Annotated in this window: 13 protein-coding genes; 1 reads left to right on the forward strand and 12 read right to left on the reverse strand. The window is 75.1% G+C overall.

Annotation, left to right across the window (positions count from 1 at the left end):
- Positions 1–2: 2 nt before the first annotated feature.
- The 8 genes from ABD191_RS06305 to ABD191_RS06340 all read right to left on the reverse strand — a co-directional run bounded on the left by ABD191_RS06305 (position 3) and on the right by ABD191_RS06340 (position 6,988).
- The gene (locus ABD191_RS06305) at positions 3–917 is read right to left on the reverse strand and encodes a phytanoyl-CoA dioxygenase family protein (RefSeq protein ID WP_344077835.1); all 915 of its coding nucleotides are present in this window, start codon (positions 915–917) and stop codon (positions 3–5) included.
- A gap of 33 nt (positions 918–950) precedes the next feature.
- Positions 951–2,024, reverse strand: a complete 1,074-nt coding sequence (gene hppD, locus ABD191_RS06310; protein WP_344077837.1) for a 4-hydroxyphenylpyruvate dioxygenase — start codon at positions 2,022–2,024, stop codon at positions 951–953.
- The gene (locus tag ABD191_RS06315) at positions 2,021–3,289 is read right to left on the reverse strand and encodes a beta-ketoacyl-[acyl-carrier-protein] synthase family protein (RefSeq protein WP_344077839.1); all 1,269 of its coding nucleotides are present in this window, start codon (positions 3,287–3,289) and stop codon (positions 2,021–2,023) included. Before ABD191_RS06315 ends, hppD begins: the two co-directional genes overlap by 4 nt.
- Positions 3,286–3,810, reverse strand: coding sequence for a beta-ketoacyl synthase chain length factor (locus ABD191_RS06320; protein WP_344077867.1), 525 nt, complete (start codon positions 3,808–3,810; stop codon positions 3,286–3,288). The genes ABD191_RS06315 and ABD191_RS06320 overlap by 4 nt, the downstream gene beginning before the upstream one ends.
- A 41-nt stretch (positions 3,811–3,851) precedes the next feature.
- Positions 3,852–4,979, reverse strand: coding sequence for a beta-ketoacyl synthase N-terminal-like domain-containing protein (locus ABD191_RS06325; protein WP_344077841.1), 1,128 nt, complete (start codon positions 4,977–4,979; stop codon positions 3,852–3,854).
- Complete coding sequence (locus ABD191_RS06330; protein ID WP_344077869.1) at positions 4,972–5,199, reverse strand: hypothetical protein; 228 nt, start codon at positions 5,197–5,199, stop codon at positions 4,972–4,974. The genes ABD191_RS06325 and ABD191_RS06330 overlap by 8 nt, the downstream gene beginning before the upstream one ends.
- Positions 5,200–5,236: 37 nt before the next feature.
- Positions 5,237–5,503 carry an acyl carrier protein gene (locus tag ABD191_RS06335; RefSeq protein ID WP_344077844.1) on the reverse strand — a complete coding sequence of 89 codons (267 nt, stop codon included), beginning with the start codon at positions 5,501–5,503 and terminating at the stop codon, positions 5,237–5,239.
- A 90-nt stretch (positions 5,504–5,593) separates the two neighbouring features.
- Positions 5,594–6,988, reverse strand: a complete 1,395-nt coding sequence (locus tag ABD191_RS06340; protein ID WP_344077846.1) for a class I adenylate-forming enzyme family protein — start codon at positions 6,986–6,988, stop codon at positions 5,594–5,596.
- Positions 6,989–7,293: 305 nt separating this feature from the next.
- On the opposite strand from ABD191_RS06340, the gene ABD191_RS06345 reads away from it, so the two are divergent.
- Positions 7,294–8,286 carry an alpha/beta hydrolase gene (locus ABD191_RS06345; RefSeq protein ID WP_344077848.1) on the forward strand — a complete coding sequence of 331 codons (993 nt, stop codon included), beginning with the start codon at positions 7,294–7,296 and terminating at the stop codon, positions 8,284–8,286.
- Here ABD191_RS06345 and ABD191_RS06350 read toward each other — a convergent pair.
- From ABD191_RS06350 to ABD191_RS06365, 4 genes are all read right to left on the reverse strand, one after another.
- Positions 8,270–9,577, reverse strand: a complete 1,308-nt coding sequence (locus tag ABD191_RS06350) for an aminotransferase-like domain-containing protein (RefSeq protein ID WP_344077850.1) — start codon at positions 9,575–9,577, stop codon at positions 8,270–8,272. The genes ABD191_RS06345 and ABD191_RS06350 overlap by 17 nt on opposite strands.
- On the reverse strand, positions 9,574–10,656 hold the full coding sequence (locus ABD191_RS06355) for an alpha-hydroxy acid oxidase (protein WP_344077852.1): 1,083 nt from the start codon (positions 10,654–10,656) through the stop codon (positions 9,574–9,576). The genes ABD191_RS06350 and ABD191_RS06355 overlap by 4 nt, the downstream gene beginning before the upstream one ends.
- Positions 10,657–10,689: 33 nt before the next feature.
- A complete protein-coding gene (locus ABD191_RS06360; RefSeq protein WP_344077854.1) occupies positions 10,690–11,100 on the reverse strand; it encodes a PPOX class F420-dependent oxidoreductase in 411 nt (136 codons plus the stop codon).
- Positions 11,101–11,120: 20 nt separating this feature from the next.
- On the reverse strand, positions 11,121–12,756 hold a 1,636-nt coding region (locus ABD191_RS06365; protein WP_344077856.1), incomplete at its 5' end, for a M91 family zinc metallopeptidase.

Here is a 12,756-nt window from a genome sequence, read left to right on the forward strand (position 1 = left end):
TCCTAGGCGGGAGTGCGGTAGATGACGGGGCAGAACTCCGGGTCGGCGTAGTCGGGCCGGCCGTCTGGGGTACGCCGCACGAGCGAGTCGTGGTTGTACTCGACGATGCCGCCGTCGGCGAGCGGGAAGGCCCGGTACGCGTTCTCGCCGTCCTGCAGGTGCAGCGAGATCGCCCGGCGGGGCGTCGCGCCACGGTTGGGGCCACTGCCGTGGTACGTGCGGCAGTGGTGGAAACTCATGTGTCCCTTGGGGATGACCATCGGGACCTTGTTGACGGTTGCCCCGTTGTGCGCGGCGTTGCGGGCGAGCAGGTCCTCCAGCTCACTCTTGTCACGCTCGGCGAAGTGGCGCGTCGTCGTGTCATCCGCGCCGATCTCGGTCCACCGGTGACTGCCGTCGACCATGGTGATGGTGCCCATGACCTCGTCGCAGTCGTGCATCGGGATGAACGCGGTCAGCATCCGCTCCGACGTGGAGGACTGCCAGTAGTGCTTGTCGAAGTGCCACGGCACGACGTTCGTGGGCTCCTCCGGGCGCGGCGGCTTGAGGATCAGGGTCGACTGGAACACCCGGATCTCCTGGGCCTGCGCCAGCCGGGCCGCGACCGCGCCGATGATCGGCTTGCGCAGGATCCGCGCGATCGCGTCCGACTCGTAGTGGATGTAGTCGTTGTGCCGCTGGACCGGCCCGTGCTCGGGCTCCCAGTAGGCCAGCCGCTTGGGCCGGCTCGGCAGGGTCCGGTCGCGCGCCCCCGCGTAGAACTTCTCGCTCGCCTCGACGAGCTCGTCGACCTCGTCGTCGGTGAGCAGCTTGCGCGTCAGGTACCAGCCGCGTTCGGCGTACGCGGCGACCTCCTCGTCGGTCGGCAGCAGCGCGGCGTCCGCGCTGGTCAGTCCTGACATGGCCGTGCTGGTCATCGGTGGTTCCTCCAGAAGATGCGGGGGTACGGGTCAGGAAGCGGCCGTTTCGCGCTGGGCGGCCAGCTCGCGCTCCTTGGCCTCGTAGAGGGCGCGGATGTTGCGACTGCCGAAGGTGCGCGCCCCGTGGCGCTCGATCAGCTCGACGAAGAACGTGCGCCGCACGTGCAGCGACTGGGTGAAGATCTGGTACAGCTGGCCCCAGTGGTCGCGGTCGACGAGGACCCCGACGTCGCGCAGCTCGGCCAGCGGCACGTCGACCTCGCCGACGCGATCGTTGAGCACGTCGTAGTAGCTCGCCGGCGGTCGCGAGAACCCCACGCCCCGGTCGGCGAAGGTCCGCACGGCCCGCACGATGTCGTCCGTGGCGAACGCCAGGTGCTGTACGCCCGCCCCGCCGTGCCAGGCCACGAAGTCGTCGATCTGGCCGCGCGACCGCTTGGTGTCCGGCTGGATGAGCGTGAACGTGACGCCCCCGGACGGGCTCTGCACCACCCGCGACTCCATGCCCTGCTCGCCGACCTCGATGTACTCGGAGAAGATCTCCCCGAACCCGAACGCGTCCGTGTAGAAATCCACCGTGGGATCCAGCTCGCCCGCCGGCAGGCAGATGGCCGCGTGGTCGATGAGCTGCAGCAGCTCGTCGCCGTGGTCGGGGTCCGGGGCGATCATGTCGATCGCGCCGGGCAGGAACGGGTCGGCGGACCCCGCGCGGGAGACGAGGCGGTGGGTCACGTCGCCGAACCCGGACACCATGGCGGTGCGCACGCCCTGGCCGTGCTCCGCGGGCGGCAGCAGGCCGGTCGCGCCGCCGGCCAGCGCGGTCGCGTACGCCTCGGCCAGGTCCGTGACGCCGAAGCCGATGACGGCGACGCCGTCGCCATGACGGGCCACGTACTCGGCCGCCGGGTGGTCGGCCGCCAGGCCCGTGGTGACCAGGATCCGGATGTCACCCTGGCCCAGCAGCAGGGACCGTTGGCCGGCCAGGCCGGTCTCCGGGCCGCCCTGCCCGCGTACGCGGAAGCCGAACGCCGTGCACAGCACGTACGCGGTCTGCCGGGCGTCACCGACGTACATCTCGATATGGTCGATGCCGAGGATGTTCACTGTCCGCCTCCTTCTGGCTGGCGGGTCCGGCCGGGGGACGGGCGGCCGAACACGAGGCTGATGTTGTGGCCGCCGAACCCGAACGAGTTCGACATGGCGTACGCCACGGCGGCGGGGCGCGGCGCCGAGCGGACGTGGTCGAGCTCGCAGGCCGGGTCGGGGTCGTCAAGGTTGTGGGTCGGGGGCAGCAGCTGCGCGCGCAGCGCCTCGACGCACGCGGCGGCCTCGACGACGCCGGACGCGCCGAGCATGTGCCCGGTCACCGCCTTGCTGGAGCTGACCGGCGGCACATGCGCGCCGAACACGGTCCGGATGGCCAGCGCCTCGGCCGCGTCGCCGAGCTTGGTGCTGGTGCCGTGGGCGTTGAGGTAGCCGATGTCGGTCGTGGCCACGCCCGCGTCCGCGAGCGCGCGCCGCATGCACGCGGCGGCGCCCTCCCCGTCGGGCCGCGGCGTCGTCGGGTGGTGCGCGTCCGTGGTGGCGCCCCAGCCGAGCAGCTGCGCGTACGCGGTCGCGCCGCGGGCGGCCGCGAACTCCGGCCGTTCCAGGATGACCACGCCGGCGCCCTCGGCGAGCACGAGGCCGTTGCGGCGCCGGTCGAACGGGCGGCACGCCCGCTCCGGTTCCGCCGCCCAGCCGCGCGCGAGGGCCCGGGCGTTGCCGAACGTGTCGGCGAGCGTGGCGAACAGCGGGGCCTCGCTGCACCCGGCCACGACCACGTCCGCCTCGCCGGCCCGGATGAGCCGCAGGCCCTCGCCGATCGACTGGGCGCCCGCCGCGCAGGCCGTACCGACCGACGAGCTCAATCCCCGGATGCCGTGGGCGATCGCCACCCGGGCGGCGCCCATGTTGGGCAGCATCCCCGGCAGCAGGTACGGGCTCACGCCCACGCGGCCCTTCGCGGTGCGCGTGACGACCTGCGCCTCCAGCGTGGCCAGGCCGCCGGTGCCGGAGATGATGCACGCGATCCGGTCGGCGTCCACGTCGTCGCCGACGCGCAGGCCGGCGTCCGCGAGGGCGTCGCGGGCCGCGTGCAGGGCCATGACGATGTACCGGTCGACCGTGCGTGCCTCGGTCGCCGGCAGGACCTCCGTGGCGTCCAGTTCGGGCCCGATCCCGGCGACCTCGGTCGCGCCGGCCACCGGGTGGCCCTCCGGCGGGCGGCGCAGGCCCGACCGGCCCACGCACAGCGCGTCGAACACGTCGGCCGACTTGCTGCCGACCGGCGTGACCAGCCCGATTCCCGTGACAACGGCCGTACTCATGAGGCTTTTCCTCCCGTGACTGCGGTGACCGGCGTGACTGCGGTGACGAGGACCGCGGCCGCCCGGTCGGTCGCGGCCGACCCGGGCGGCGCCTGGTCGGCGACGATCACCAGGGCGGCGTCGGCGTCGCCGTCGGCGAGCAGCAGCGCGGCGGCCGCCAGCCCGGACGCGTCGGCGCTCAGGCACACCACCGGGCCGCGCAGGCCCCAGCGGGCGGCGACGTGCCCGGCGACCGCGTTGGGCACCGACTGGAAGAACAGCAGGGGCCCGACCCGCTCACCGTGGTCGACCGCGTGCGCGAGGTGGACCGCGGTCGCCACGTCGCCCAACGGGCTGAGCAGCACGAGCGCGGTCGGGTCGGCCGGCTCGCGGTGGGACAGGCACCTGGCCGCCACGGCCGCGACGAGCGGACTGAAGGTCGAGTCGACGAAGCCCGGCAGGGACGGCAGGGCGTCGTCGGGACCGGCCGGCCAGGCGGCGGCCGACCGGACGGTGAGCCCGGCCTCGTGCGCGGCAGCGATCAGGCCGCCCAGCAGGCCCGCGTCCCGGGTGAGGGTGGCGTTCACGCGGCCCTCACCAGCAGGGCCGTGTTCGCGCCGCCGAACGCGCTGTTGAGGCTCAGGGCGTAATCGGGCCGCGCGGCGCGCGGCTCGGTCACCACGTTGAGCGGGCAGTCCGGGTCGCGGTCGCGGTAGCCGGCGTTGACCGGCAGGGCCCCGGCGCGCAGGGCGAGCACGGTCACGACGAGTTCCAGCAGCCCGGAGGCCTCCAGCGCCTGGCCGTGCACCGACTTGGTGGAGCTGACCGGCACGGTCGCGGCCACGTCCCCCAGGGCGGCGCGCAGGGCGGCGGCCTCGGCCGCGTCGCTGGCCGCGGTGCCCGAGCCGTGCGCGTTGACGTAGCCGACCGCCCCCGCGTCGACGCCCGCCCGGGCCAGCGCCGCCGCGATCGCGCGGGCGGGCACGGCGGCGTCGGGGCGCGGCTGGCACACGTGGAAGGCGTCACCCGCCCGGCCCCAGCCCGCCACGTGGGCGAGCACGGGCGCGGCCCGGCGCGCGGCTGCCGCCGGGGTCTCCAGCACGACGGCCGCGACCCCGTCGCCGAGGAGGATGCCGCCGCGCCCCGCGCTGAACGGGCGCACCTGCCCGTCGCGGGCCAGCGCCCGCCCGGCGTCGAACACGGCGAACTGGTCGGGGTCGACCAGGTAGCCGCCGGCCACGATGACCCGGTCGGCGTGGCCGAGTGCCAGCATCGCCGCCGCGTCGGCCACGGCCGTGCTGGCGGCCACGCAGGCGCTGGTGTACGCGCGGGTGATCCCGGCCAGGCCGCAGCGCACGGCCAACGCGTGCGCGAACGCGGCCGCGGTCAGGGGTGCCCGGTCACCGGCGCGGGCCATGGCCGGGTGGGCGTGCACCGCGAGCAGCAGCGGGATGTCGCGGCGCGCGTCCGCGTCCAACCCGGCCGCGGCGCAGGCCCGGTCGACGACGCCGGCCAGCTCGCCGGCGAGGTCCGGGTGACCCGGTGCGGTGGCGGCCACCTGGACCCGGCGGCCGGCCACGTCGAAGCGACGCACGGGCGCGAACGCCGGCGTGCCCGCGAGCGCGCCCGCGAGCAGCGTCTCGGCGTCGGGGCCGAGGGCGCTGACAGCGGCCACGCCCGTGACGGCCGCCGGAGGGCGCGCGTCAGGCATGGGGCGGTCCACTGGCGGGCGTCGGCGCCTGCCCGGCCACGGCGTCGCGGAGCACGGCGAGCGCGTCCGTGACGGTCACCATGCGCAGCAGCGCGTCGTCGTCGAGGTCGAGCCGTACGGCGTAGAGCTGCTCCACCTGGTGCACGAGCCAGGCCAGTTCAAGCGAGTCAAGCTGCTCGGGAACGGCGGCGGGGTCGCGGTCGCCGAAGGTGGCGAGCATCGCGACGAGGTCGTCCCGTTCGGGCAGAGTGGGCACGTCACTCGCCCGGGGCGCTGAGCTGGCCCGCGCGCGCGGCGACGGCCGCCGCGAACTCGCCCACGGTCATGCCCGCGAGCTCCTCGGCCTCCTCCTCGCTGAAGGTCACGCCGAAGCGGTCCTCGACCCGTACGGTCAGCTCGGCCAGCGCGAGCGACTCGAGGTCGGCACCGGCCGGGCCCAGGGTCGTCGTCTCCGTGATCCCGTCGACGTCGTAGTTCATCTCTTTGAGGGACTCGACGACAAAGGTGCTGATCTCACTGCTCATCTGGGGTTTCCTTTCGTTGTGGGGGCGTGACGGATCGCGGGCACCGCCGACGGGCGCCCGAGCGGGAGGGTGTTCGTCGGCGGCCGGCGGTCAGGACACCGCCGGGGCGGAGACCGTGGTGCGCAGCGCCGCGCGATCGCGCACGAGCTTCCCGGTGGCCGTGCGGGGCAGCGCGTCGACGACGTGCAGGGTGCGCGGGCGCTTGAAGGCGGCCAGCCGCTCGGCCAGGCCCGCCCGGATCGCCTCCGCCACCTTCTCCCGGTCGGCACCGGGGTCGGCGGGCACCACGTACGCCTCGATGGCGCCGTCGTGCAGCACGACCGCGCTGGCCACCTCCGGCAGCGCCGCGAGGGTGTGCTCCACCTCGGTCAGGTCGACCTTGAGCCCGCCGACGGAGACCTGGGAGTCCAGCCGGCCCAGCACCCGGAACCGGCCGGTGTCCGGGTCGACCGCGCCCGCGTCGCGGGTGAGCAGCCAGCCGTCGACGAACCGGTCCGGGGCGCTCGCGCCGACGTACGGCGACTCGGGCAGGGCCACCCGCAGTTCGCCGCCGACCTCGCTCACCCGCAGGCCCGGGGCGGGGGTCAGTTCGGGGCGGTGGCGGGCGAACAGGTCCGTGGCGATGACCCCGACCTCGGTCATCCCGTACATGTTGCCCAGCCGCACCCCGTACCTGTCGACGAAGCGCTCGTGCACCTCGGCGCGGACCAGCTCGCCGCCGGTGGTCATGCCGATGAGCTGGGGGAGCGGCGGCGCGGTCGTCACGCTGGCCAGCAGCTCGATGTGGAACGGGACCCCGATCAGGGTGGCCGGGTTGGGCCTGGCCGTGATGGCGTCGGCGATCGCGTCGACCGTGAGCCGCTCGGGCACGACCAGTTCGGCGCCGGTGTGCAGCCCGTACATGAGGCCGCCGACCAGGCCGAGGACGTGCACCATCGAGGCGAGCAGCACGATCCGCTCCCCGGCGCGCGGCACCCCGTCGATGCGCGAGTACCGGTCGAGTTCGGCGGCGAGGCTCTGCGCGGTGCGACCGATCACTTTGGACGGTCCGGTGGACCCCGAGCTGAGCTGGATGAGCGCGTGCGCCGTGGCGGCGGGAGCGCCCGGGTGCTTCGTGACCGTCTCGGTCACCTCCGCGAACGCGCGCAGGGCGCCGCCCGGGGCGGCCTGGCCGGCGACCACGACCTGCGGGGCGAGCCGGGCGAGCGCGTTGTCCACCTCGTACGGGGTGAGCCGGTGGTCGAGCAGGGACGCCTGCGCGCCGATGCGCCACGCGGCCAGCAGGTTGGCCACGAACGCGAGCGACGGCGGCATCCGCAGGGCCACCGTGCCGCCGGCACGCAGCCCGGCCGCGTGCAGCGCCTCCTGGCGCTCGGACACGGCCTGGCGCAGCTGGGCCCGCGTCAGCGAACGACCCAGCGTCACGCAGGCGGCGTCGTCCGGTCCGGCGAGCAGCAGCTCGTCGACCCAGCCCGCAGCGGACATGACGGCCTCCAGCGATCAACCCTTGGGTGTGGTCGCATCGAGGTCAGTGGCCTGCATGGAATAGCTACCGTACCGACACGCCCCGTCATCGCTCGACGCGCCGGCAGCGTAACAACGTGATTTAAATAGCTGCAAGCATCAATTCAATTTCCCGCCCTGTCCGGATTTCGTGCGCAACGCCTCGCTGACGGTCTTTTGTGGACGGGCGTCATGTCGCCTTGGCGCGGAAAAACGCCTTGTTCGCTCAGTGAAGCAAAGTTCTCTAATAGACATCTATAAATATGAGAGACAATCTCGACGTTGATATGCAGCGTCGTTATCATCAGCCGCGTCGATCCCTTACCCGTGGAGGAGCCGTGCCCCTGCACCCCCAGGTCGAGGCGGCCCGCGCCCGGCGCCAACGTGACCGCGTCCCCCCGCTCTACACGCTGTCCCTCGCCGAGGCGCGCGCCGCCGACCTCGCCTCCATCCAGGCGGGCGGCGGCGCGGTCATCGACGTCCGCGAGGTGCTCGACGAGACCGTGCCCGGCCCCGACGGGCCCGTGCCGATCCGCCGCTACCGGCCCGTGGCCGGCGACCGGCTGCCCACCCTCGTCTACTTCTTCGGCGGCGGCTGGACGCTGGGCAACCTCGACACCTCCGACGGCATCTGCCGGGCCCTCGCGGCGAGCGCCGGGTGCCAGGTCATCGCGGTCGGCTACCGGCTGGCGCCCGAGGCGAAGTTCCCGGCCGCCGTGTACGACTGCCTGGCGGCCGTCGAGTGGGTCGCCGCCAACCCGGACGCGGCCGGCGCCGACCCGCGGCGGCTCGCCGTCGGCGGCGACAGCGCGGGCGGCAATCTCGCGGCCGCGGTCACCCTGCTCGCCGCCGAACGCGGCGGGCCGCCGCTGGTAGGCCAGCTGCTCGTCTACCCCAACACCGAGTACGGCTCCCAGACCGCGTCCATGCGCGACAACGCCGACCCGCTGCTGTTCAACCGCACGTCCGTCGACTGGTACTGGTCGCACTACCTGGCCGACCCCGCCGACGGGGCGCACCCGCTGGCGTCCCCGCTGCGCGCGCCCGACCTCGCCGGCCTGCCCCCGGCGCTCGTCATCACCGCCGAGTACGACCCGCTGCGCGACGAGGCCGAGGCGTACGCGCACCGCCTGCGCGAGGCCGGCGTCCCGGTCACCCTCAGCCGGTACGAGGGCATGGTGCACGGGTTCTTCGCGATGGCCGGCGACCTGGACAGCGGCCGGGTCGCCCAGGACCAGGCCGCCGCCCAGCTCGTCGCCTGGTTCAGCGCGCCGGCGTGACCAGTTCCGCCGTGACGAACGCGGCCAGGCGGCGCACCCCCTCGTCGATCCGGTCGGGCTCCAGCCAGCTGCACGACAGGCGGATCGCCCCGCTCGGGGCGCCGTCGGCGTAGAAGAAGCTCATCGGCGTCCACAGCACGCCGTGCTCGCGGGCGGAGCGCTCCACGAGCGCCTCGTCCGCGGGCAGCGGCGTGTCCAGCACCGCGAAGAACCCGCCGTCGGGCACGTTCCAGCTCAGCCCGTACCGCTCGCGCAGCGGCGCGGGCAGGTGCCGGTCGAGGGCGTCGAGCAGGGCGCGCAGGTTGCGGCGGTAGAACGCGATCTTGTCGTGGTTGGCGGCGCGCAGGCTGCCCCCGGCCAGGACGAGCATGCCGCCGATGACGGCCTGCGCGATCGCGGACGTGTTGACCGTGAGCATGCTCTTGACGCTCGCCAGCTCGTCGGCGAGCAGGGTGCGCCGGCCGTCGCGGTCGACGACGGCCTGGTCGGCGACGAGGAAGCCCACCCGGGCGCCCGGAAAGCACGACTTGGCGAACGAGCCCAGGTAGATCACCTGGCCGCGCTCGTCGAGCGCCTTGAGGGTCGGCCGGGGCGTGTCGTCGAGCCCGAACAGCCCGTACGGGTCGTCCTCCAGGATGATCAGGTCTTCGGCGGCGGCCACCGCGAGCAGCTGGCGGCGGGCCGCGACCGGCATGGAGACGCCGCTGGGGTTGGCGAAGTTGGGCAACGCGTACAGGGCCCGGGGTCGCAGTCCCGCCCGCCGCGCGTCGCGCGCGGCGACCGCCACCGCGGTCGGGTCCAGCCCGCCGGGGCCCTCGGGCACGCTCACCATCGGTACGCCCAGCAGCCGCGCCGCGCCGCTGATGCCCACGTAGCAGGGCGACGGCACGAGCAGCGCGTCGCGCGGCCCGGCGATGAGGGCGCGCAGGGCGATGACCATCGCCTCCTGGCAGCCCGCGGTCACGACGACGGCCTCGGGCGGCACGCGGATGCCCTCGTCCGTGGCGAGCATGGCGGCGATGAGACCGTGGATCTGGCCGTTCGTGCGCCCGTACTGCATGAGCTGGGTGCGCACCGCGGCCCGGTCGGCCCCGCGGGCGGCGAGATGCTCGGCGTAGGCGTCCAGGAACGTCGTCACGTCGGCCGTGTCGTAGAACCCCTCGTACGGGCGCCCGGCGGCGAGCGAGATCGCGTCCGGGAACCGGCCCGCCACCTCGTTGAGGAACGTCATCGACGTGGCGGCCGGGTCGGTGATGGCGGCGTGCAGGTCCGCCCGGTCAAGTTCGATCATGAATGCCCCCAGATCAGCCGGCGGTCCACGTCGGCGAGCGTCGGGCGGCCCGCCAGCGCCATGTCGTGCGCGAGCTCGTCGGTGAGCCCGGTCAGCAGGTCCGCGACGCCGTCCGCGCCGCCGGCGGCCAGCGCCCACAGCGGCGGGCGGCCGACCAGCACGGCGTCCGCCCCCAGGGCCAGGGCCACGAGCGCGTCGCGCCCGCCCCGCACGGCGCCGTCGAACAGCACCGGGCACGCGCCCGCGACCGCGTCCACCACCTCGGGTAACGCGTCGAGCGCGGCGATGGCGCCGTCGAGCTGGCGGCCGCCGTGGTTGGACACGATGATCCCGGCCGCGCCGTGGGCCACGGCCGCCGCCGCGTCCTCGCCGGTCAGAATGCCCTTGATGAGCACCGGTAGCGCCGAGCGCTCCCGCAGCCAGGCCAGGTCCGCCCAGGTCAGCGACGGGTCGAAGGTCTGCGCGGCGTGCGCTGCGAGCGCGGACGCCCCGGCCCGGCGGTCGTGCGAGGCGGCCATGAGCGCGGCGTCGAGGTTCACCGCGCGCACCCGGCCGTCGACGGCGAAGCCGTTGCGCACGTCGCGGAGGCGCCGGCCGAGCCGGGGCGCGTCCGCCGTCAGCACCAGCGCGGCGAAGCCCGCGTCCGCGGCCCGCTCGGCCAGGTCGGCGATGGCGTCGCGACGGCGCAGCCAGTACAGCTGCAGCCACAGCGGCGCGGCGCTCGCCGCGGCGATGTCCTTGAGCGTGCGGCTGGCGAACATGGCGACGACGAACAGCGCCCCCGCCCGGTCGGCGCCGGCGGCCGTGGCGACCTCGCCGTCCGGATGGACCAGTTGGTGGTACGCCGTCGGTGCGATGCCGATCGGCGTGGCCAGGCGGGACCCCAGCAGGGTGCGGGTGGTGTCCACCGTGGAGACGTCGACCATCACCCGGGGCCGCAGGCGCGCCCGCCGGAACGCCGCCGCGTTCGCGGCCAGGGTCAGCTCGTCGCCGCTGCCACCCTCGATGAAGTCCCACACGTCGGCGGGCAGCCGTTCGCGGGCCACGCGCCCGTAGTCGTCGGTGCGGATCACGGTCACCCGCGCAGCATAGGGGTAGGTAGATCCGTCGACTCAGCCGTGCCGGTCGGGTCCCGCGTGCGTGAGCCGGACCTTGATGATCACCCGGCGCTCGCGTTGCATCGCGGCACGGTAGTCGTCCCAGTCGGGATGTTCGCCGCTGAGGTCGCGGTAGTAGTCGACCAGCGGCTGCATGGCGTCCGGCAGCGACACGACGGTCGCCTCGCCGTCGACCTGCACCCAGGGCCCGAAGAACCCGTCGGTCATGACGCACAGGCTCACGTGCGGGTCCCGCCGCACGTACCGCGTCTTCGCCGCGGTCTCCCGCGTGCTGATCACCACGTCCCCCGCGCCGTCCACCCCCACGAGTACGGGCGTGAGCTGCGTACCCCCGTCCGGGCGCCGGGTGGCGAGCACCGCCCGGTGGTGGGCGCGCAGGAAGGCGCGCGCTTCGTCGATCTCCATGTCCCTACGGTACGGGCGGGCTACCCGTAGCGCGGGCGTGGCGGCACGCCCAGCTCGGCGCGCAGCGCGTTCTCGGTGAGGTCGTCCGGGTGGGTCGGTGTGGTGCGCGGCGGGGTCGCCGGGTTGTTGTCATGGTCGATCGGCAGCCCCACGGCGACCCGCTCCGCGTTCGGCGTGCCCGGGTCGTCCGCACCGTGGTGCACGCCCTCCGGCAGCGCGTCGCGACCGTGGTCGTAGGCGTGGGCGAGCTCGTGGAACAGCACGGTCACCGGGGGTCCGCCCACCACGGCCTGGAACTGCGGGTTGACCGCCACGCGCGCCGTGGTCACCCCGCCCAGGACGTTGCGGTCGGGCCACGCGTACCCGTTCGGGTCCGTGGTCTCCGTGATGAGCACCGGGGCCGCGTCGTCGCGCAGGGCCTCGAGCATCCGGGCGCCGACCGGGGAGGCGCGCAGGGCGTCCAGGTCGGACTCCACCCGCGCCACGAACTCGGCCGACCCGTGTATCCGCACGGTGCCAACCCCGACGGGGGTCACGGCCACGTCCCGCTCCGCGCCGGTCCGGACGTCGTCGGCCTGCGCGTAGGCCACGTCCGCGCCCGTACCGCCGGCCAGCGTGTCCGGGTCGTCGCCGCCGTAGAGGCGATCGTCGCCCGACCCGCCCCACGCGCTGTCGTGGCCCCGCCCGCCCATGAGGGCGTCGTTGCCGGCGCCGCCCGCGATGAGGTCGTCGCCGCGCCCGCCGTCGAGGTAGTCGACCCCGGCCCCGCCCGCGAGCCGGTCGTCGCCGTCCAGGCCGTACGCGGTGTCGTCGCCGTCCCCGCCGCGCAGGGTGTCCGCGTCCGCCCCGCCGTCCACGTAGTCACGCCCCGCGCCGGCCGCCACCCGGTCGCGTCCGCCCCGCCCGCGCAGCACGTCGTCGCCGTCGAGGCCCGCGATGAGGTCGTCGCCGCCCCCGCCGGTGATGTCGTCGTCGCCCGCCCCGGCCAGCACGGTGACGCCCGCCGCGACGTCGCGGTCGATCTCGACGAGGTCGTCGCCCGCCCCGGTGCGCAGCACGAGCCGGGTGCCCGGCGCGACCGCGCGCGACACGCCGTTGACGGTCACGACCAGCCCGCCGGTCGCCGGGTCGCGGGTGACCCGCACGGTGTCGTCGCGGCCGGTGCCGGCGACCACGAGCAGGTCGCCGGCGTTGATGACCTGGCCGGCCAGGGCCGGGTCGGCGGGCAGCCGGGCGGCCAGCGGGTCGTGGCCCGCGGTGACGGCGGCGCACCAGTCGGCGGCCTCGTCCAGCGTTGCCCGGGCGGCGGCGAGCCGGACCCGCGCCCCGTCCAGCGCGCCGTCGAGCCGCTCGTGGACCCCCGCCTCGTACGCGCGCGTCGCGTCGTACCCGTCGCGGCGCGTGCCCGCGTCGGCGCGGCCGGCGACCGGAACGCCCGCCCGGCCCGTCCCGTGCCCGTCGGCGGGTCGGGGCGCCGCGGCCAGGTGGGGCAGCGCGGCGCGCAGCGCGTCCGCCGACGACGCTGGCGCGGCGGCGGTCAGGCGGGTGCGCAGGCTCGTGCGGTGCCGGTCGAAGCCGTGGGCGCTGGCCCCCGCCCAGCCCGCCAGTGCCGTGCCGGCGGCGCCGTCGTCCTCGTCGGCCGCGCGGCGACGGCCG

It is taken from the genome of Luedemannella helvata (assembly GCF_039528415.1).
In the GTDB taxonomy this organism is placed as follows: Bacteria; Actinomycetota; Actinomycetes; order Mycobacteriales; family Micromonosporaceae; genus Luedemannella; species Luedemannella helvata.